This is a genomic window from Shewanella sp. (assembly GCF_048265805.1).
Lineage (GTDB): Bacteria > Pseudomonadota > Gammaproteobacteria > Enterobacterales > Shewanellaceae > Shewanella.
This window is the reverse complement of the sequence record NZ_JBLXAT010000023.1, coordinates 1-19,980: the sequence shown is the minus strand read 5'-3', so window position 1 is coordinate 19,980 and position 19,980 is coordinate 1. Positions and strand designations below refer to the sequence as shown.

Sequence of the window (19,980 nt, the reverse complement as noted above, 5' to 3'; positions counted from 1 at the left end):
GTTACAACAGTGCCAATTGGTGTGGCTGTGGGAATTGCAGCAAGCTAACTGGCTCACTTAACCCCACACTGACCCCGAGCAAACGAATCGCCTTTCCCTGACCGCGCGCCACTGCTTGTGCTAACAGCTCGTTGGCAAGCTCGGCGTTAATCTGCTCACTGCGGCTTTCCACCGTGGTCTGTTGAAAATCGGCAAACTTCACTTTAACCACCAACTTGTGGACAGGACGCTCCTGCTGATATTTACCGTAGCGCCGTTGGAGCTCGTCAAGCAATTCAGGCAAAGCCGCTTGAGCAGCGTTGAGATCGGGTAAGTCCTGCTCATAGGTCGTTTCCACGCCGACAGATTTACGTATACGGGTCGGATTAATTGCCCGCTCATCAATACCGCGCACTCGTTGGTACAGCACCATGCCAAATTTACCCAGTAATTGCGACAGCTGATCTTGGTTGACCGCCTGCAATTCACCGCAGGTCATCCAGCCGTATTGCGCTAAACGCTCGGCTGTCACTTTGCCGACACCGGGAATACGTTTGAGTGGCAGTTGCAAGACAAATTCCGCCACCTCATTGGGCGTGATAACAAAGATGCCATTCGGCTTGTTAATATCCGATGCAACCTTGGCGAGAAACTTTACCGGCGCTACGCCAGCAGAGGCCGTTAGGCCAGTTTCACGTAGAATATCCGCCCGAATCGCCTCGGCAATGCGCGTGGCGGAACCTTGATAGAGTAAGCAGTCACTGACGTCCAGATAAGCTTCATCCAAGGATAACGGCTCGATGATCTCGGTGTAGCGCTGGAAGATTTGATGGATCTGCTGCGAGATATCACGATAGAGCGACATACGACCAGTACGCATAATAAGATCGGGACACAGCTTGAAAGCATAGCCAGTCGCCATTGCTGAACGGACACCGAATTTACGTGCCTCATAATTGCAGGTGGCAATAACACCACGACGTTCACGAGCGCCGCCAACAGCGATAGGCTTGCCACGTAGCTCGGGAAAGTCCCGCATCTCTACTGCAGCGTAATAGCAATCCATATCGATGTGGATGATCTTTCTCATGCAAATGTATCAGCTCAGCAACTATCACCGCATCAGAATACTGTATATAAAAACAGTGTCAAATAAATATCGCTGCTGGCCGTGATAACAGCGCGCCGCGAGCACAACAACATTGATTCACTTGGCACTGATGGAACACACTCAAAGGCGGCACCACAGCGATATGAGTGGCAAATTTTAGGCAGAGAAAAGGGAAGCACTATCGGCTTCCCTCATACAGCAACGAAGGTTGTTAACTGACTTTAAAGCGTTGTACGTTAGTCGCCAGCGCATCACTCAACTGATTGAACCGATGCATTTTTTGCGACAACTCCTCACTGGCCTGCGATGACTCATCAGACCGCGCTCGAACGTTTTCCACATTCGTCGCCACTTCATCAGCGACTACCGCTTGCTGACCAATCGCCGTAGTAATGGCAATGGTTTGCTGTTGGATCTCATCAATCGCTTCCGTAATCGCCATCAGCGCGGCATCAACATTTTCAGTATGCTGAATGCCTTGCTGAGCTTCTTTAACCCCCTCCTCCATCACTTGCTGTGCTTGAATGGTTTGCGCCTGCAATGTTTGAATAATGCCTTGGATATTACTGGTTGAATCTTGAGTGCGAGACGCTAAGGTACGTACTTCGTCTGCTACCACGGCAAATCCTCTGCCCTGCTCGCCAGCACGCGCGGCTTCAATGGCGGCATTCAGCGCCAGCAAGTTAGTTTGCTCAGCAATGGCGCGGATCACACCAAGCACTTCGCCAATCTGTTCCGAACTGGTGCGTAGCTCGCCAATAACACTCGCTGCAGCATGCACCTGCTCAGACAACGCACGTATGCCATGTGCAGCCTGCTCAACAGTGGCAGTGCCTTCGGCTGAACGCAATTTGGCAGCATCAGCAAAATCTGCGGTACGTTGTGCATTGGCGGCCATCACTTGACTAGTTTGTGCCAGTTCGGCTGCGGCAGTTGCCACCGAGTCAATTTCCGCTTTCTGCGCTTTTACTGAGGAATAGGCTTGGTCACACACCACCACCGCAGAATCTACACCTTGCTCGACACCGCTGGCTAATTCCCGCGTTTCTAGCAACATGCTTTGCACTTTCTCGGCAAACTGATTAAAGGCTCGGCTCATACGCCCAAGTTCATCTTCGCGCTTAAGCTCAATGCGGCGGGTTAAATCGCCATCGCCGTTGGCGATATCTTCCATGGCAAATGCTAATGCATCGATATACTTTTTAAACGGCACCATCAGCGCCCAAACAATCAGCGCAACCAACAGAATTATGCCGATAGCAATGGCGGTGGTGGTCAAAAAGTTCGCGCGAACGGGAGCAACTGAAATACTTTCCGGCAACATAAAACCAAGATACCAATGCAACTTCGGATAGTCGCTATTGATTGCCACAAAGCGCACTTGTTGGGTTTCGCCCTGATAGGTCACAGTGGCTATGCCGTTGGATTGCTTGAGCATAGTGGCTTTCAACTGCTTAAAGCCTTGGTTATCACCAGCGAGCTGCTCCACTGCGCTGATATCAGTTCCCGGGGTAAACTGCTGATTGAAGCCCGGGAAATAAACTAATTTTCCCTGCTCTGTCATCAAAAATGCTTGGCCAGCACCTTGATACTTGATCGGCGCCAACAAGTTTTTGCCGATAGTATCAATAAGGATGTCCATCCCGCCGATGCCGATAAAACGCCCCTGCTGGTTGTTGACTACTGTTTTTACGGTGGCAGAGATTGAACCGTCGTTCGCATCCACCGCTGGGTCGGCCACGTATAAGCCGCCCTTGTCTATACCTTCCTGCCACCATGGTCGCTTATTGGTGTAGTAAGTAGGGTCACCGTCGTAGCGCCCGCCAAGGTCGAAGTATTCGAAGGTGTTGGCAGAACCCAAAAATACCGATTTGATATCTTTGTCTTTTTCAGAGAAGAAGTGGAAGTATTTAACAATCTGCTGATATTGCTGGTCACCAGTCAAATCTGCGCCGCGTTGCTGGTAATCAGAAAACCATTGCAACACGTTGGGGTTGGCAAAAATAGCGTGGACGATTTGGCCTTTAGCGTAAAAGTAGCCGCGGATCTCCTCGGCTTTCAGCTGGATCATGGAGGAGATATCGTTATCGATCCGAGATTTGGTTTCATCACTATCGTTTTTGACCAGTACCACAGCCACTATCGATAGTAATACTGCTAAGGCGCCGACAATCGACACCATCAACTGCATACTGAGTGAACGTCTGACAGAAAACATCAATGCTCCTTTTTTAGAGTTTTTATTCCAAGCACTTGACACTTTATCAGAAGGGAAGACTAAGGTAGTAGATGCATTTGCGTAAATAGTGAATAAAAAATAGATAAAAGGTGATATTTTTGGGGGTTAGTTGTAAAGATCTAAAATAAAACGTAACTCTTCGTCAGTTAAAATAGCTTGCGGTACTGATGAGCGTTGTGGTTCAGGCTCTGAAGTAGGAGTAGGTTGTGGTGCAGGAGTTTTCGATTCCGCCAGAAAGCACCGTTGTATTCGCTGTAGCAGGCTCATAGCACACTCCGTTAATCTGTCAAATAAATTACAGACTAACGGTTATTTTCTGAACAACTACTGAATATCTGCACTAGTTATAAAGAAATAGGGGCCGATAGCGGCCCCTTGAGAGCTAAGACATCTTTGTTTGAATATAGTTTTGCAAGCCAATCATTTTAATTAAGGTAACTTGTTGCTCCAACCAATGCATGTGGTCGTCTTCGGTTTCTTCTAGCAACACTTCTAAAATTTCGCGAGTCTGGTAATCGTTATGTTGCTCACACAGGTCGATAGCGGTACGCAAGCTCGCGGCGACTTTATATTCATATTGCAGATCAAGTTCCAACATCTCTTGCACGTCCTTACCTATGGTCAGTGCATTACGCTTCTCGATATCTGGCTTACCTTCAAGGAATAGAATACGTGCAATCAACTTAGCGGCGTGACCACGTTCATCTTGTGATTCATGGTTAATGCGTTCATACAGCTCGTTTAAGCCCCAGTCTTCATACATATGCGCATGTACAAAGTACTGATCCATGGCTGTGAGTTCTCCATTGAGCAGTTGATTCAATACTTCAATAATCTTTGGATTGCCTTTCATGGGGATACTCCTATTCCTTGTCCATTTGTGATTGCAGGTAGTTTTCTAACGTGGTGAGTTTGATCAGCTCGAACTGAGATTCCAGCCAATCTAGATGCTCTTCTTCGTCTTCCAACAAATCTTCCAGCAAATCACGACTTACAAAATCTTTTTCCGTCTCACATACCGCGATGGCATTCTTCAACAAAGCGATTTCATCTTCTTGCATCGCTTGATCACAGCTCAACATCTCTTGAGGATGTTCGCCAATACGCAGCTTATCGAGCTGTTGTAAATTAGGCAGGCCTTCAAGAAACAATACACGCTCGATCACCTTATCTGCGTGTTTCATATCCTGAATCGACTTTTTATATTCGTGATGATTTAGCCCAGCGAGGCCCCAGTTTTTAAACATACGGGCGTGGAGAAAGTACTGGTTAATCGCCGTGAGCTCAGTCATCAGCACTTTATTGAGTTGGGCAATAACACTAGGTTGGCCTTTCATAATGATTTCCTTATGGATAAAGCTTGATCTGCATCAATGATTTAAGCCTATATATAAATGAACCAAGTTTCAATAAAACTTACAATTTCAATTACTTACAAATACAAATCATTATCATTAGTATAAAAAATAGACTATTTTTAACCCAGATATCAATAGCTTGTCATCAGGCATAAAAATGTATGGTCCGCCTCGTTGTTGCAAGAATAAAATTCAATAACGAGGTGGGTTTGCGCTAATGTATTCGGAGTCTCTATTGGAGGCTCTCGCCTACCGCTCCACGATGAGTTCCGCGCCGGAATATCCTCAAAAAGCCCAAAGCATTTTACTGCTGTTTGTTATGTCAGGTTTTACTCCGGTGGTACTACCGTTTTCGTCATCTTCACTCTATTCATGCAAACTCAGGTTGCAGCTTCGCTGCGTTAAATTGCTCTTTCGTTCTCAACACTGACCACACAATTCTCGCCAGTTTATTCGCCAACGCCACACACGCTACGTTGAATGGTTTGGTGGCTCTTAGCTTTATCAGCCATTCGCCAAACACCGCGCCCGTCTTCTCGGGTTTTGCTAAAATCGCCCTCGCTCCATGAATAAGCGCTTCGTGGCACTGTGGCCTCTTGGCAGACTGACACCAAATTCCAATAACAAAGCGCCAATACGTGACATACAGGCAGTGCGCTCTTTGATATAGCCTTGTCTTACCCGATGAACGGCTGACATCATCTGTGCCGCTTCTGTCTTTACCGCGATAAAGCGCATCGATGGCCGTCCGGCTGCTTCTGCTATCGCATCGGCATCAATAAAGTCGTTCTTGTTACCTTTGACGTAGGGCTTTACATACTGTGGGGGAATGAGTTTGACCTGATGCGCTAACTGCTGACAAAGCCGTCCAAGCCAATGCGCACCTCCACAAGCTTCAAAGGCGATAGTGGTGGGTGGTGGTAGTTGAAGAAAAACAATGAGTTGATTACGGGAAAGTTTCTTACGCACAACCGTTTTACCTGCACGGTCATGGCCAATAATATGAAAGTTTGACTTGCCTAAATCGATACCGAGTACTTGAATAAACATGATGGTCTACCTCTTGTCTAAGCCTAATCTCAGCATAGTCGCTGAGAAGGGAGGCGGACCATCACATTAAGGCGACTCAGTGGAGTCGCCTTTGCTAGAAGCTGTTTATCTTTAGTGTTTAATTTTTGTTCAAATTAACCGCATTATGAACGAGTCTCGTCCTGCGACGTTTAGTCAACTAATCAAGCGGGGCGAAACAAGTTAAGGAGGCGTTTAAATGAACCCTTCGGGCAGAGACTGAGCGCAATTTATTCAGCGTTAGGTGTTGTTGGTGGAGAATAAATAACTACACGGCACACCATCTGCCTTGCCTAAATCACGCTCTTCCTGCTGCAAAAACAACCAGCAAAGCTAAACAGCCCCAAGTGCTTACAACGCCGTTAAATAATACGATGCTTAGCTAGCTTTTCTTGTCGAGCACGTTCTTTTGCATCACGTGCTTTACGGCGATCACAAGGTTCATCGCAATCGCACGCCTTTTCAATGCCTAACGCCCCTAGCCCGCCGCAGCTGCCTTGCACCGCTTTACGCTTAATGAGATAACCAACTGACATCAAAAGGAAAAAAACTAACAAGAATAAAAATGCTGCAATAAAGGTTGCCATAAATTTACCTCACTGCTTCAAGAAGGGTTTAAAGGCTGAGCTGTAGTATACCTTAAATCCATCATCTTGTTTCTCTATTAACATAATGGCTAAGTGCTCTTTTTCGGCTAATGCCAGCGATTTTTCAGTTCCAAGAACCATCATCGCCGTGGCATAACCATCAGCAGTCATACAACTCTTATTGAGTACGGTTACCGAGGCTAACCTATGTTTGATCGGATAACCAGAGCGAGGGTCAATTATATGAGTAAAGCGCTCGCCATCTTCTTCGTAGTAGATACGGTAGTCACCTGACGTCGCCACCGCAATATTGCCGGGCTCAATCACTTGCTGTACTTCACGGTCTTCTTGAGTAGGCTTTTCAACCGCTACTCGCCAAGGTAGATCCCCCGGTTTAGTTCCCTTAGCACGCAACTCTCCACCGATTTCAACCAAATAGCCTTCCGCCTGATAGCCATCTAATAATTCGGCCACCTTGTCGACCCCAAACCCTTTCGCAATGGATGACAGATCGACATAGAGCGAAGGTTTAGTTTTAGTGAGTTGATTGCCATCAATGTCAATACCATCGATGCCAGTACGTGCTTTAGCGGCAGCAATGGTTTCGGGGGATGGGATCTTGATTGGACGCTTATCTGGGCCAAAGCCCCATAAATTCACCAATGGGCCTAGCGTGATATCTAATGCCCCCTCAGTCGCCTGATTGAGTCGAATCCCCTCTTCAATCACTTTAACCGTGTCATCTGCGACCTGAATCGGCTGACCCGGTTCCAGTTGATTAAAACGTGACAGTTCAGAGTTAGGGCGATAGGTCGACATCTGATTGTTAACATTATCAAGTAGCAGATCAATCCTCGCCTGTAGCAACTGCGCTTCAGGCATGCGCTCATTACTGACCACTTTAATGTGATACGTGGTGCCCATGGTGCTACCTGACAGTGAAATCACTTCCGGCGCTTGCGAGCACCCTGCCAGCACCACCAAAGCGGTGACTAACAGCAACAGCTGCCTAATAGGCTGGGTAAGTGTCGCCTTAAACGGCAAAACAAACTGCATCATAGATTTCCCTAAAAAAAACGGCACAGCGAATGCTGTGCCGAGATTTCTTGTGTATCGACTAACCGCCGAAGTCATCCAACAGGATGTTTTCGTCCTCGACACCTAAGTCTTTCAGCATGGCAATAACAGCTGCGTTCATCACCGGAGGTCCACACATGTAGAACTCACAATCTTCTGGCGCTTCATGATGTTTGAGATAGTTCTCATACAGCACGTTATGAATGAAACCGGTGTAACCGCCCCAATCATCCTCAGGTTGAGGATCAGACAGGGCCACGTGCCACTCGAAGTTTTCATTCTCTGCCGCCAAACCGTCGAAATCTTCTACATAGAACATTTCACGTTTTGAACGAGCACCGTACCAGAAGCTTATCTTACGGTTGGTTTTGATACGTTTAAGTTGATCAAAAATATGCGAGCGCATTGGTGCCATACCTGCGCCACCACCGATGAATACCATTTCTGCATCAGTATCTTTGGCAAAGAACTCACCAAATGGACCAGAAATAGTCACTTTATCACCTGCTTTTAAGCTCCAGATGTAAGATGACATCTTGCCGCAAGGCAGACTCAAATTACGTGGAGGTGGCGTAGCAATACGCACGTTAAGCATGATGATGCCGTGTTCTTCTGGGTAGTTAGCCATAGAGTATGCACGGATCACTGGCTCATCCACTTTTGATTCCAGCTTGAAGAAACCAAAGTGATTCCAGTCGCCACGGTATTTCTCTGGCACGTCAAAATCAGCGTACTTAACGTGGTGAGCAGGCGCTTCAATCTGAATATAACCACCCGCGCGGAATGGTACAGACTCACCTTTGGGAATACCGAGCTTCAGCTCTTTAATAAAGGTCGCTTTGTTATCGTTAGAGATAACATCACATTCCCACTTCTTAATACCGAAGATGTGTTCATCTAATTCGATATCCATGTCAGATTTCACGTTGACCTGACATGACAAGCGGCAGCCAGTACGAGCTTCACCCTTGTTAATGTGGTTCAGTTCGGTTGGCAGAATATCACCACCTCCCGATTTCACAATCACACGACATTGGCCACATGAGCCACCGCCACCACAAGCAGATGACACGAAGATACCGTTGTTAGCTAGCGCGCCCAACAATTTACCACCGGCTTGTGTGGTGATCGCTTTGTCAGGATCACCGTTGATTGAAATTGTTACATCGCCTTCAGATACCAGCTTAGATTTAGCGAATAAGATCACTAACACCAAAACCAATACGATGACGGTAAACATACTCACACCGAGGTATACCTCAAGTGGAGTGGACTTAAAAATACCAAGAATATCCATTAACTTATCCTTAGAAGGTCCTGTTCGGCCGTTGACCGCTGCGTCTTATAAAGACACGCCAGAAAACGACATGAAGCCCAACGCCATCAGACCAGCAGTGAGGAAGGTTACCCCTAAGCCTCGTAGTCCCGCAGGCACATCTGCATATTTGAGTTTTTCACGGATACCCGCCATCAACATGATTGCCAACGCCCAACCAGCGCCAGAACCAAAGCCGAATACCACGCTTTCGCCCAAGTTATAATCACGTTCGACCATGAAAGATACCGCACCGAAGATGGCACAGTTCACCGTAATCAACGGCAGGAAGATACCTAGCGCGTTGTAAAGCGGTGGAAAATACTTATCCAATGCCATTTCAAGGATCTGAACGAGTGCAGCGATAACCCCAATAAAGGTAATGAACTTCAAAAAGCTTAAGTCAGCATCAGGGAAACCAGCCCAAGACAATGCGCCTGGTGCTAGCAAACCTTGATAAATGATCTGGTTCGCAGGTACTGAGATACTCATTACCACAATAACGGCGATACCTAAGCCAATCGCTGTTTCCACTTTCTTAGATACCGCCAAGAAAGTACACATACCCAAGAAGAAGGACAGCGCCATGTTTTCAATGAAAACAGAACGGATGAACAGACTAATATAATGTTCCATTGTGCTTATCCTTTCGCTTCAACTTGTTCTGGCTTATAAGTACGCAACGACCAAATCACGAAAGCAATCAGGAAGAAGGCACTTGGTGGCAACAGCAATAGGCCGTTCGGTTGATACCAACCACCGTCAGAAATTTTCTGCAGGATTTGGAAACCAAACAGCGAGCCACTACCAAGCAGTTCACGGAAGAAACCAACGGTCAGCAAAATTGCACCGTAACCCAAACCGTTACCGATACCGTCCATGAAACTCATCATCGGTGGTGATTTCATCGCGTAGGCTTCAGCACGGCCCATTACGATACAGTTGGTAATAATCAACCCAACGAACACCGACAACTGCTTAGACACGTTGTAAGCGTAGGCTTGCAGGAACTGGTCCACCACAATTACCAGTGACGCGATAATGGTCATCTGCACGATGATACGCACACTATTAGGAATGTGGTTACGGATCAAAGAGATAAATAGGTTTGAAAATGCAGTTACCGCGGTAAGCGCTAGCGCCATTACCAAGGCAGTCTCCATTTTGCTGGTCACTGCCAGCGCACTACAAATCCCCAGAACCTGCAACGCAATTGGGTTATTGCTGAGAATCGGTCCGGTGAGAACCTGCTTGAGTTCTTTAGCGTCGGCCATTAGCTCAATCCTCCATTGCGTGCTTTCTTAATGAAATTAGCAAACCCTTCTTCACCTAACCAGAAGGTCAGTGAGTGTTGTACACCGTTACTGGTCAGCGTTGCACCAGACAATGCATCGACACCGTATGGAGTTTCGGCTACTGCAGGGTTTTTGGTTACTGAAATGGCAATATTACCCTGTTCATCAAACAGTTTTTTGCCGTGCCACTTAGCTTTCCATTTTGGATTTTCCACTTCGCCACCCAACCCTGGAGTTTCACCTTGGCTGTAATAAACGAGGTTTTGTACTGTATTCAAATCTGGCTCTACCGCCAAAAATGCATACATGGTTGACCAAAGGCCGTAACCGTGTATCGGTAAGATAACGCTAGTCACTTTACCCGCTTCGTCGTGAACCAGATAGATAACAGCATTATCGGCCACACGTTTGATCGAAGCGATGTCGTGTTCAGGCACTGAAGAGGTTTCTGGATCACGAGAGGCTTTATGTTGATCAAAAGTATCGGCATTAACACCCGTCACTTCGTCACCGGTCTTAAGGTTGATCACTTTTGCTTCAACAAACTTCTCGTATTTATTCAAAATCTCTTGTTTAGTAACCTGCGACTTGCTGTCGAGCAAGTTAGCCGCTTCAAGGATGTATTTTTGTTTGTCTAATAACTTGTTTTCTTGCTGCGTAGGCTTCAATAACACCGCGGCGGTCGATACGAAGATTGAGCAAATTAAGCACAAGCCGACAACGATAAATAGCGTCCGTGCGAATGATTCTTTCTTAGCCACGAGCAATCCTCCGTTTGATATTCGCCTGGACCACGAAATGGTCGAACAATGGCGCAAACAGGTTGGCAAACAGAATCGCCAACATCATGCCTTCAGGGAACGCTGGGTTAACGACGCGAATGAACACCACCATGGCGCCAATCAACATACCGTAAGCCCATTTAGCTTTATTGGTAAACGACGCCGATACTGGGTCAGTCGCCATAAACATCATACCGAAAGCAAAACCACCCAATACTAAGTGCCAGTACCAAGGCATAGCGAACATTGGGTTAGTGTCAGAACCGAGAACGTTCAGCAGCAGTGAAACGGCAATCATACCCACCATCACACCACCAACAATGCGCCATGACGCAATACGCGCATAGATGATAATCAAACCACCAATCAAAATGGCTAAGGTTGATACTTCACCTACTGAACCAGGGATAAAGCCTAAGAAAGCATTCCACCAGCTTTGATCTAGGGCGTAGCTCATCTTGCCTGCAGCAGCTTGGCTCAGCGCTGTCGCACCGGAGAAACCATCTGCCACCACCCAAGTGGTGTCGCCTGACATATTCAGTGGGTAAGCGAAGAACAGGAACGCACGACCGGCCAGCGCTGGGTTCAAGAAGTTACGGCCTGTACCACCGAATACCTCTTTGGCCATCACCACACCAAAGCTGATACCCAATGCCACCATCCACAACGGGATAGTTGCAGGCAAGGTCAAGGCAAACAGCACCGAGGTAACGAAGAAGCCTTCGTTGATTTCATGGCCACGCACTGAGGCGAAAATAACTTCCCAGAAACCACCGACCACAAAGGTCACTGCATAAATCGGCAGGAAGAAACAAGCACCATAAAACATCAAGCCAGCCCAGCCAGAGTTTGCGGTCAGCTCACCACCCAACAACTGGAATAAACCCACTTGCCATACGTCTGGTGTGCCGAATCCAGCGGCTAAAGCGATCTGCGCTTGTAAACCTACGTTGTACATCCCGACAAACATGGCAGGGAAAGTACATGCCCACACGGTAATCATCATGCGTTTCAGATCGAGGTTATCACGAACGTGAGTCGCACCTTTATTGACCTTACCTGGGGTGTAGAAGATAGTGGCTGCGGCTTCATAAAGCGCATAAAACTTCTCGTATTTACCGCCTTTTTCAAACTGCGGTTCAATACGCTCAAGAAAATCTTTTAAACTCATAGACCTTCCCTCTCGATAGTATCGAGGCAATCACGCAGATAGGTACCGTAGTCATATTTGCCTGGGCAAACGAATGTACACAGTGCCAAATCTTCTTCATCTAGCTCCAATGCGCCAAGGGCAGTAGCACCGTCGGTATCACCAGCAAGAAGATCGCGTAACAGCATAGTCGGCAGAATATCCATTGGCACTACGCGCTCGTAGTTACCAATCGGCACCATGGCACGTTCTGAACCACCGGTGCTGGTTGTCATATTGAACAGCTTTTTCGGAGTCAGATGGCTGAGGAATGCGCGCGTGATTGAGAACTTATCGGCACCTGGTAATACCCAGCCGAAGAATTCTTTCTCAGTACCTTCTTCCAACAAAGTCACTTGATTAGCAAAGCGGCCAAGGTAAGCATGAGGCCCCTGAGCAGTTGCACCGTAAAGTACCGAACCTGAGATAACACGCACATCGCCAGCCGATTTTTCATTGGCTAACAACGCGTCAGTACTCGCACCAGCAACAGTACGCACCAAACGAGGGTTAGTTGCTTTAGGTCCACCAATTGCCACAACGCGCTCTACGTGCAGTTCACCGGTAGTAAACAGCTGACCGATAGCAATGACATCTTGGTAACCGATATGCCAAACCGTGCGTTTGGAAGAAGCTGGCAACAGGAAGTGAATGTGAGTTCCGGCTAAACCTGCTGGATGCGGACCAGCAAACTCTTCTACCTGTGCATTTGCTGACGGAATATCCGCACTTGGCGCTTTACACAAAAAAACTTTGTCAGTTAGACGAGAGATCACCTTCAAACCGTTGCTAAACGCCTCTTTTTGAGCGGCAATCACAACTTGAGGGTCTGCAGCGAGCGGTTGAGTATCGATGGCAGTAACGAAAATTGCTGCCGGAGTAGAATCTATTGCGGGTGTTTTACTAAAAGGTCGAGTACGAAATGCAGTCCACATCCCGGACTCAACAAGGTTTTCTCGTACTTTTTCCGCTGCCAGAGTGTCTAACTGTTGCGCATCAAATTGAGCAAATGAAACAGACTCATTTCCCTCAACTTCGATAACGACAGACTGTAAAACACGTTTGGCGCCGCGGTTGATTTCGGTAACTGTGCCACTGGCAAAAGCGGTATATTTGACGCCAGGGTTCTTTTTGTCTTCAAAAATTACCTGTCCCTTGCTCACCTTATCACCGACACGAACTTTCATGGTCGGGCGAAGGCCAATATACTCTTCACCTAATGTAGCTACGTGTTTGATGGCTGGCCCATCATGGATAACTTGCTTTGGAGTACCTGCAACAGGTAGATCCAATCCTTTCTTGATTGTAATCATATCCACATGCACTACGTTTTGGAGGAAAGACAATGCGCCGCGTTCCTGTCAACACAGAGGAATCACACTTATAAATTCCAGCCCGTTGAGCTAGCGCAGATTTATCTCAGAAATGCGATCGCAATCACGTTGAACGGCGGCATTCTAACCCAATTAACATCTTATCGCCACGAAAATTGTGGTGTTATCCCTCTGCATAAATATTCGGCATTTCAGTTACTTCGCCGACATTTTTGCGAATTCCGAACAATCAAGCAGACAACGCAACAGTTTGATAACTAAGAGATTCAGCGGCTATTCAGCAAACCAATTCATTTTCGTGATAAGGCGTATATTTGAATAAATTCACGCCACCATTTTCATATTCCGCAACCTCTTTACAACTAAAGTTGTATACGCAAAACGAAAATTTATTTCAGCAATCTCATTTCCTTGGTCACTAAAGCAGCAATAGTGAATCTTGCTAGTGACTTTGTTACCACTAGTGATTAATCAATCACCAACAGCCTGAGACTGCTGATTGATAAGCACCTTCGTATCACATTTTAGTAACTTATACGGAATTCTGCGTAAAAAAAAAGCGGTTCGAAAATTCGAACCGCTAGTTCATTTGTTGCTAAATTACAGTTTTCGTAAAATCTCGTCGCTGAGCTTAAGCTCATCGTTACGGTTTACTTGCACGCCAGCGCTGATCACTTCGCGGGCAATCGCTTGCGCTTGTTCCAATGAGTGCATGCTGTAAGTACCACATTGGTATTCGTTCAGCTCAGGAATGGCCGACTGATCTTGCACTTGCAATACGTCATCCATTGCCGCTAACCAAGCATCAGCAACCCGTTGTTCAGACGGTGAACCAATCAAGCTCATATAGAAACCGGTACGACATCCCATTGGCGAAATATCGATAATTTCCACACCGTTGCCGTTCAGATGGTCACGCATAAAACCAGCAAACAGATGTTCCAAGGTATGAATACCGCGTTCACTCAAAATCGCTTTATTTGGCACACAAAAACGTAGGTCAAACACTGTGATAGTGTCGCCACCGGGTGTGGTCATGGTCTTGGCAACGCGAACAGCTGGCGCGTGCATGCGGGTATGATCAACGGTAAAACTATCTAACAATGGCATAATTTCTGACCTCTAATTCAAATTATTTCAGGCATTCAAAGGTTAATTAGCCTTTGCACTTTGGCGATGCTGGCACTTGTTGCTCAGACGTCCACTCCGCGGCGGTATAGGTATGCATCGACAAAGCATGAACGCCATTGGCCAACTCATGGGCTAAGGTTTCATTCACTTTGCGATGACGCGCCAACAAGCGCAAGCCATCAAATTCATCACTAACAATAACCACTTTAAAATGGGTTTCGGAGTTCGGCGGCACATGGTGATTATGGCTTTCATTGATCACCTGTAGATAACTTGGTTGCAGTGCGGCGTGTAACTTTTGCTCAATAACAGCGGCAACAGACATATATTCACCCATTCCAGTAGTAACTGCGCGGCAGATTACTGCGTCAGCCGTTAAAGATCAATCAAGCATGCGCGCAATCAGCGTTGATGATAAAACGGAATCAACTGGCGAAATGTTAGGTTGAGCCGATCTGCACGCAATTTTTTACGCTGCGGTAAGCTATGCTGCCATTGCTGCTGCATCGCTGCATGCATCACCAGCATGTCGCCGCTAGCTAAGGAGATACGATGCTGCTCAGCCCGCTGTTTATGGCGAATATCGAAGTCGCGCTCCGCCCCGATAGAGACAGAAATCACCTTGCTACCCGCCACCATCTCCGGTTCATCATCGCTGTGCCACCCCATTCTATCTAGGCCATCACGGTAATGATTAACCAACACACCATTAAACGGCTGGTTAAATTCCTGCTCAAGCTGCAAGCGTAGCCGCAGTAGATAGTGCGGCCAAGGCTGCGCACAAATCATCAAGCCGGAATAAAGATAATCGCATCCATCATCGGCAAACCATACTTGTTGGCGCGGAATCGCATGCTGTTTGCCATAAGCTGTTAATGTTGGCCGTTCAAACGGATATTGCGCCGCCTCCGCTTGCAGTAACTGTTGCTGCTTAAGCGATAGATATTGCCTCACATGTTGCCACGGCAACGCGCTGCAATCTCTGTTCGGTGGTGTCTCAAGTAACGAAAGCTGCGACATATCCCAAGCCTAACTCCATCATTCACTCTTGCTGCAAGCTTAATTGATCTCGCCGCGATACGCTAAACCCGTGGCATTTAGTCCAATTACTGCGATAATTGCCGCAGCCAAGAGTTAACCAATAACGTTATGACGACCCAGTTTCAATTAGATGATTTACAGCTTACGCTAACGCGCTACCCCGCCAACGCTAATGCCAACCTCCAAGCTTGGGATGCCGCCGATGAACACCTGCTTAAGGTTATCGCCGCCGAACCCGCCGCCGGTAGCGCGTTGATAATTAACGACAGCTTTGGTGCATTGGTCTGTGGCCTACGTCAACGCCAACCGATGATACAGATCCATTGGGTCGCCGATGCGAAAACTAGCCATTTAGGCGCGCAAGAGAACCTACAGGTCAATCGTCTGAGTGGTGACGCTATCAACTGGTTAACTGATGAAGCGTTAACCGATGTTGCTGCTGAACTGACCTTGCTAAAACTGCCTAAAAATCTCAACTATTTTGCCGAGCAGCTCAAGGCGTTGAGTCAGAGCCTCCCTGCGGGTAGCCGTATTCTCATTGGGGCGAAAGCCAAGCATATAAACCAAGCATTGTTGGCATTAATTGCCGAACATTTTGGCCCAGCCAGTGCAAGCCTGACGTGGAAAAAAACACGGGTAATCACCGCCATTGCTGATGGTAAGGCGCGCCCACTCGCCCCGCCTGTCCGCTGGCAAACTGATGAACAACTGACCTTAATCGGCATGGCCAATGTGTTTGCAGCGACTAAGCTGGATATTGGCGCGCGCTTTATGTTGCAACATCTGCCACAAGGCGAATTTAAACAAGTGGTCGATTTGGGTTGTGGCAACGGCGTACTTGGACTTACTGCGGCGCAGCGTTATCCCAATGCGTCCGTACATTTTGTTGATGACGCTTATCAAGCGGTCAGCAGCGCAAGTTTAGCATCGCTAGCCAATAGCCTCGCAACGGAGCGGTTGCATTTTCATTGGGATGATTGCCTCACCAACTTACCAGCTGATGTCGCCGCTGATTTAGTGCTGTGTAATCCACCGTTCCATCAGGGCGAAGCCATCACCGACCATATTGCGTGGCAGATGTTTGTTGATGCCAAAAAGCGGTTGCAGCAAGGTGGTATGTTACAAGTCGTTGGCAATCGTCACTTGGGCTATCACATCAAACTCAAACGGTTATTTGGCAACTGCGAGACCGTCGCAGGTAACAGCAAATTTGTGATTCTAAGAGCAACTAAATAACACTTTATTAAACTTATTTATTTTTTAAGTTATAAAAATGTAAGATGATGCTCCATCAGGAATCGTTTTAGTATTCAAAGGAGTGTTAATGAAACGGGCCATCATCTTACTCGCCTATTGCCTCGTAGTATCTTGTTTTAATTTTGCTGAAGCAGCAGATATTTATGAGAAATTTGCATCGCTACCGATAATGCAATCGCCAGCTATCTCTCCTGATGGCAATAATATTGCCGCCGTTTACAACAGCAAAGATGGCCCACAGGTAGTGTTGATGGATTTTCCTACAACAGAATTCACCCCTCTAGCCCAGCTCAGTAGAGATAAAGATCGTATCGAAACCCTCGCTTGGTCAGGTAACCGCTATCTTATTATTGGTGCGTCATATCCTGAGTATTACCGAGGTGATACATTTCGAGTTGAGCGCCTATATCGCCTTGATATTAAAACAAAAGACATTCGAGAACTTTCGAACAGTAAAAACCGAAAAGAGACATTTTTTAAATACGTTGACTATTCGCTTGCCTCTACTCTGAGAGATGATCCTGAGCATATTTTGGTAAAGACCTATGATCAACGTGATGACTACTACACCCTGAGGAATCCCCTGATGATTTAGATAAAAATCATCAAATTAAGGTAGATGCGCATCTTGTCATGTGATCAAATGATTTCGCCAAAAAACAACAACCAGACAACAAGATGCGCGAACTCAATATCTTACATGATTCTCTCTACCAATTCTGCCCTGAACTGCACTTAAAGCGACTGAATAGTTTGATGCTAGCTTGTCGAGCATTGCTTGATAGCAAAACGCTTACGCTCACCGAGCTTGGTCGTAACTTACCCTGCCAAGCGAGAACGAAGCACAACATCAAGCGGATGGATCGTCTTTTAGGTAACCATCACCTGCACCAAGAAAGACTCGCCGTCTATCGTTGGCACGCAAGCTTTATCTGTGCGGGCAACCCCATGCCGGTGGTGCTCGTTGATTGGTCTGATATCCGTGAACACAAGAGACTTATGGTGCTCCGTGCATCAGTGGCGCTACAAGGGCGTTCGGTCACTTTATATGAAAAGGCCTTTCCACTTTCAAAGCAGTGTTCTAAGTCTGCTCATGACCAGTTTTTATCTGACTTAGCAAGCATTTTACCTTCCTCTGTGACCCCACTCATTATCAGTGATGCTGGATTTAAAGTGCCATGGTACAAGTCTGTTGAGGCGCACGGATGGTACTGGTTGAGTCGAGTCAGAGGGAAAGTCCAGTTTGCTGAACTCGGTGCCGAAAACTGGCAACCCGTCAGCAGCTTACATAACAAAGCCTCTAGCAGAGCCAAAAGTCTTGGGTATCAAAAACTGACCAAAAGCAATGCCATTCACTGCCAAATAGCGCTGTATAGAGCCTTGCCTAAAGGCCGTAAGAATCAGCGTTCTACCCGAACTAATTGTCACCATCCATCGCCCAAGGTGTACGCTGACTCAGCCAAGGAGCCATGGGTATTGGCAACTAACTTACCGACAGCGGCTCATACTCCCAAGCAGTTAGTGAGGCTTTACGCAAAGCGTATGCAAATCGAGGAAACCTTCCGAGACTTAAAGAGTCCCGCTTACGGATTAGGCCTGCGTCAAAGCCGCACGAGTTGTCCCAAAAGGTTCGATGTTATTTTGCTGATAGCTTTAATGCTGCAACTCATGTTTTGGCTGGCAGGAATACATGCTCAGCAACAAGGATGGGACAGACATTTTCAAGCGAATACCGTCAGAGAGCGAAATGTTCTGTCTACCGTTCGATTAGGTATGGAAGTCCTCAGGCGGCCAGACTACGAGATGACTACTCAACACCTCTTAGCAGCGGCGGTAGTTCTAGCTGAGCAGCTCTTAAAAAATGGCTATGCACTGGCGGATTTATGAGGGGATCCTTCAGTCCCAAGCCTTCTTTCCCTGTTTGGTGAGGAGAACTTTAAAAAATTTTGTTACGACTTAACTGTAATTAATCAAGTAGATTACTATGGTTAAAAACATAACAAAACGCTCAACATGGACAACTTTATGCAGGCACGCTTGAAGCGTTAGCGTCGCAGGTGAAGCGAGCTTGCACGCAGCCACCGCCAGCCAGCTTCAAGTAAGGAACAAACATTCTCAAGGTTGGCGGAATACGGAGAGTTCAGATACAAGGAAGTCAAATAGCCCATCATCATGCGCACCTCCTACGTCATCTGTCACTCACAAAACAAGCCACGGCAACGGACACGAAAAATCGCGCCGTTGCGTTATGATCGTTATAAGCCATAGGGAATCACATTTGGCGACTCTATTCTTTATCGTCTTTATTGTTACCTTTTGCTGGGCTGAGTTACTTTATTTAGCTTTGAATCGCTTTGGCAAGGTAACAACAGCTGGAATTTCTGTGCTGGGTGTAATCGCAGGTTTTTTCTATTCGTATTTAAGTGTGGCCGAGTACGTGAGAGACAATCAAACCGTCTCACTAGTAGCTTTTAGTATTTTCGCCTACCTAACCCCGGCAGTTGCGTTGTATTTTATCGCTTTGTTTACAAAGCATTTTAGTGCAAGTAGCAGGCATGTATGGGCAGCAGGATTTGGATTGATAAATTGTTTCGCTTGGCCCTTCTTCGCCCTTGTACTTGGCTGCTATACACAATTGGATTGCATTTAATGGTTTATAACAAGTTACTTAATTTCGTTCCGGCCACAAACAACGTGGCCTCCACGGGACTGCCTGCGCTGCGGCAGCCCATTAGTAATGCGTTAGATTTTTAAAGGAGTATGGCTCTTGAAGTCAATTAGGAAGATTATAATTTTAAGCTTATTTTTATCATTTGGTGCTTTCGCAGAAGGTAAAATTGGTATTACCGCAGGTGTGTCTGTTGATGGATTCTTTAGTCCTGAAATAACTGAGTTTAAGATCGATAAAGTTCACACTGGATCCCCCGCAGAAAAAGCGGGAGCTAAAGTTGGTCAGCTAGTTATTGAACTTGATGGTTGTAAAATCCCTGGCTGCCCAGCGAATAAAGCCAAAAAGTTAATGGATAAAGAAGCAGGAGAAATATTACCATTGCTAGTTAAAAATTTAGATGGTAGTGAAGTTTTGCTAAAAATTCATGTAGGTGAATAAGAACCTAATCGGGTAGCCGGAGGTATCTAGCCCTGAGGAATCCCCTGATGATTTAGATAAAAATCATCAAATTAAGGTAGATGCGCATCTTGTCATGTGATCAAATGA

General features: G+C 46.6%; 20 protein-coding genes and 1 pseudogene. 5 read left to right on the top strand and 16 right to left on the bottom strand.

Translation table 11 applies throughout. The annotated features are described in order from the left end of the window. Position 1: 1 nt before the first annotated feature. From dinB to ACN0TT_RS15075, 16 genes and pseudogenes are all read right to left on the bottom strand, one after another. Positions 2-1,069, bottom strand: coding sequence for a DNA polymerase IV (gene dinB / locus ACN0TT_RS15150; protein ID WP_417762983.1), 1,068 nt, complete (start codon positions 1,067-1,069; stop codon positions 2-4). A 232-nt stretch (positions 1,070-1,301) separates the two neighbouring features. Continuing rightward, positions 1,302-3,308, bottom strand: a complete 2,007-nt coding sequence (locus ACN0TT_RS15145) for a methyl-accepting chemotaxis protein (RefSeq protein ID WP_417762982.1) — start codon at positions 3,306-3,308, stop codon at positions 1,302-1,304. Positions 3,309-3,711: 403 nt separating this feature from the next. Next, the gene (bfr, locus tag ACN0TT_RS15140; RefSeq protein WP_417762981.1) at positions 3,712-4,182 is read right to left on the bottom strand and encodes a bacterioferritin; all 471 of its coding nucleotides are present in this window, start codon (positions 4,180-4,182) and stop codon (positions 3,712-3,714) included. Positions 4,183-4,192: 10 nt separating this feature from the next. After that, positions 4,193-4,666 (bottom strand): bacterioferritin, encoded by a 474-nt coding sequence (gene bfr, locus ACN0TT_RS15135; protein WP_417762980.1) that lies wholly within the window; start codon positions 4,664-4,666, stop codon positions 4,193-4,195. A gap of 391 nt (positions 4,667-5,057) precedes the next feature. Beyond that, a pseudogene (locus ACN0TT_RS15130) lies at positions 5,058-5,740 on the bottom strand (IS110 family transposase). Between the two features lie 377 nt (positions 5,741-6,117). Next, entirely contained in the window at positions 6,118-6,342 is a 225-nt protein-coding gene (gene nqrM, locus ACN0TT_RS15125; protein ID WP_417762979.1) for a (Na+)-NQR maturation NqrM, read from the bottom strand. 9 nt (positions 6,343-6,351) lie between these two features. Next, positions 6,352-7,398, bottom strand: a complete 1,047-nt coding sequence (locus ACN0TT_RS15120; protein ID WP_417763051.1) for an FAD:protein FMN transferase — start codon at positions 7,396-7,398, stop codon at positions 6,352-6,354. Positions 7,399-7,459: 61 nt separating this feature from the next. Next, positions 7,460-8,716, bottom strand: a complete 1,257-nt coding sequence (gene nqrF / locus ACN0TT_RS15115; protein ID WP_417762978.1) for an NADH:ubiquinone reductase (Na(+)-transporting) subunit F — start codon at positions 8,714-8,716, stop codon at positions 7,460-7,462. Positions 8,717-8,761: 45 nt separating this feature from the next. Continuing rightward, positions 8,762-9,370 (bottom strand): NADH:ubiquinone reductase (Na(+)-transporting) subunit E, encoded by a 609-nt coding sequence (gene nqrE, locus ACN0TT_RS15110; protein WP_417762977.1) that lies wholly within the window; start codon positions 9,368-9,370, stop codon positions 8,762-8,764. Between the two features lie 5 nt (positions 9,371-9,375). Beyond that, positions 9,376-10,008: an NADH:ubiquinone reductase (Na(+)-transporting) subunit D gene (locus ACN0TT_RS15105; RefSeq protein WP_417762976.1), complete on the bottom strand. Its 633-nt coding sequence runs from the start codon at positions 10,006-10,008 to the stop codon at positions 9,376-9,378. Next, positions 10,008-10,790 carry a Na(+)-translocating NADH-quinone reductase subunit C gene (locus tag ACN0TT_RS15100; RefSeq protein WP_417762975.1) on the bottom strand — a complete coding sequence of 261 codons (783 nt, stop codon included), beginning with the start codon at positions 10,788-10,790 and terminating at the stop codon, positions 10,008-10,010. The genes ACN0TT_RS15105 and ACN0TT_RS15100 overlap by 1 nt, the downstream gene beginning before the upstream one ends. Next, complete coding sequence (locus ACN0TT_RS15095) at positions 10,783-11,982, bottom strand: NADH:ubiquinone reductase (Na(+)-transporting) subunit B (RefSeq protein ID WP_417762974.1); 1,200 nt, start codon at positions 11,980-11,982, stop codon at positions 10,783-10,785. Before ACN0TT_RS15095 ends, ACN0TT_RS15100 begins: the two co-directional genes overlap by 8 nt. Continuing rightward, positions 11,979-13,313, bottom strand: coding sequence for a Na(+)-translocating NADH-quinone reductase subunit A (locus ACN0TT_RS15090; protein ID WP_417762973.1), 1,335 nt, complete (start codon positions 13,311-13,313; stop codon positions 11,979-11,981). Before ACN0TT_RS15090 ends, ACN0TT_RS15095 begins: the two co-directional genes overlap by 4 nt. A gap of 621 nt (positions 13,314-13,934) precedes the next feature. After that, the gene (luxS, locus tag ACN0TT_RS15085; RefSeq protein WP_417762972.1) at positions 13,935-14,444 is read right to left on the bottom strand and encodes an S-ribosylhomocysteine lyase; all 510 of its coding nucleotides are present in this window, start codon (positions 14,442-14,444) and stop codon (positions 13,935-13,937) included. Between the two features lie 46 nt (positions 14,445-14,490). Beyond that, positions 14,491-14,790, bottom strand: a complete 300-nt coding sequence (locus tag ACN0TT_RS15080) for a BolA family protein (RefSeq protein ID WP_238894506.1) — start codon at positions 14,788-14,790, stop codon at positions 14,491-14,493. Positions 14,791-14,867: 77 nt separating this feature from the next. Next, complete coding sequence (locus ACN0TT_RS15075; protein ID WP_417762971.1) at positions 14,868-15,485, bottom strand: alpha-ketoglutarate-dependent dioxygenase AlkB family protein; 618 nt, start codon at positions 15,483-15,485, stop codon at positions 14,868-14,870. A gap of 129 nt (positions 15,486-15,614) precedes the next feature. Here ACN0TT_RS15075 and ACN0TT_RS15070 point away from each other — a divergent pair, with 129 nt between their 5' ends. The 5 genes from ACN0TT_RS15070 (at position 15,615) to ACN0TT_RS15050 (ending at position 19,872) form a co-directional block, all read left to right on the top strand. After that, a complete protein-coding gene (locus ACN0TT_RS15070; RefSeq protein WP_417762970.1) occupies positions 15,615-16,742 on the top strand; it encodes a methyltransferase in 1,128 nt (375 codons plus the stop codon). Positions 16,743-16,830: 88 nt separating this feature from the next. Next, entirely contained in the window at positions 16,831-17,358 is a 528-nt protein-coding gene (locus ACN0TT_RS15065; RefSeq protein WP_417762969.1) for a hypothetical protein, read from the top strand. Between the two features lie 83 nt (positions 17,359-17,441). Next, a complete protein-coding gene (locus tag ACN0TT_RS15060; RefSeq protein ID WP_417762968.1) occupies positions 17,442-18,650 on the top strand; it encodes an IS4 family transposase in 1,209 nt (402 codons plus the stop codon). A gap of 391 nt (positions 18,651-19,041) precedes the next feature. After that, positions 19,042-19,413, top strand: coding sequence for a hypothetical protein (locus ACN0TT_RS15055; protein ID WP_417762967.1), 372 nt, complete (start codon positions 19,042-19,044; stop codon positions 19,411-19,413). Between the two features lie 117 nt (positions 19,414-19,530). Continuing rightward, complete coding sequence (locus tag ACN0TT_RS15050) at positions 19,531-19,872, top strand: hypothetical protein (RefSeq protein ID WP_417762966.1); 342 nt, start codon at positions 19,531-19,533, stop codon at positions 19,870-19,872. Positions 19,873-19,980: the final 108 nt, after the last annotated feature.

Bases quoted from the DNA above. Each gene is read 5' to 3' on its own strand.
- dinB (WP_417762983.1), bottom strand. From the start codon at position 1,069: ATGAGAAAGATCATCCACATCGATATGGATTGCTATTACGCTGCAGTA.
- ACN0TT_RS15145 (WP_417762982.1), bottom strand. From the start codon at position 3,308: ATGTTTTCTGTCAGACGTTCACTCAGTATGCAGTTGATGGTGTCGATT.
- bfr (WP_417762981.1), bottom strand. From the start codon at position 4,182: ATGAAAGGCAATCCAAAGATTATTGAAGTATTGAATCAACTGCTCAAT.
- bfr (WP_417762980.1), bottom strand. From the start codon at position 4,666: ATGAAAGGCCAACCTAGTGTTATTGCCCAACTCAATAAAGTGCTGATG.
- nqrM (WP_417762979.1), bottom strand. From the start codon at position 6,342: ATGGCAACCTTTATTGCAGCATTTTTATTCTTGTTAGTTTTTTTCCTT.
- ACN0TT_RS15120 (WP_417763051.1), bottom strand. From the start codon at position 7,398: ATGCAGTTTGTTTTGCCGTTTAAGGCGACACTTACCCAGCCTATTAGG.
- nqrF (WP_417762978.1), bottom strand. From the start codon at position 8,716: ATGGATATTCTTGGTATTTTTAAGTCCACTCCACTTGAGGTATACCTC.
- nqrE (WP_417762977.1), bottom strand. From the start codon at position 9,370: ATGGAACATTATATTAGTCTGTTCATCCGTTCTGTTTTCATTGAAAAC.
- ACN0TT_RS15105 (WP_417762976.1), bottom strand. From the start codon at position 10,008: ATGGCCGACGCTAAAGAACTCAAGCAGGTTCTCACCGGACCGATTCTC.
- ACN0TT_RS15095 (WP_417762974.1), bottom strand. From the start codon at position 11,982: ATGAGTTTAAAAGATTTTCTTGAGCGTATTGAACCGCAGTTTGAAAAA.
- ACN0TT_RS15090 (WP_417762973.1), bottom strand. From the start codon at position 13,313: ATGATTACAATCAAGAAAGGATTGGATCTACCTGTTGCAGGTACTCCA.
- luxS (WP_417762972.1), bottom strand. From the start codon at position 14,444: ATGCCATTGTTAGATAGTTTTACCGTTGATCATACCCGCATGCACGCG.
- ACN0TT_RS15080 (WP_238894506.1), bottom strand. From the start codon at position 14,790: ATGTCTGTTGCCGCTGTTATTGAGCAAAAGTTACACGCCGCACTGCAA.
- ACN0TT_RS15075 (WP_417762971.1), bottom strand. From the start codon at position 15,485: ATGTCGCAGCTTTCGTTACTTGAGACACCACCGAACAGAGATTGCAGC.
- ACN0TT_RS15070 (WP_417762970.1), top strand. From the start codon at position 15,615: ATGACGACCCAGTTTCAATTAGATGATTTACAGCTTACGCTAACGCGC.
- ACN0TT_RS15065 (WP_417762969.1), top strand. From the start codon at position 16,831: ATGAAACGGGCCATCATCTTACTCGCCTATTGCCTCGTAGTATCTTGT.
- ACN0TT_RS15060 (WP_417762968.1), top strand. From the start codon at position 17,442: ATGCGCGAACTCAATATCTTACATGATTCTCTCTACCAATTCTGCCCT.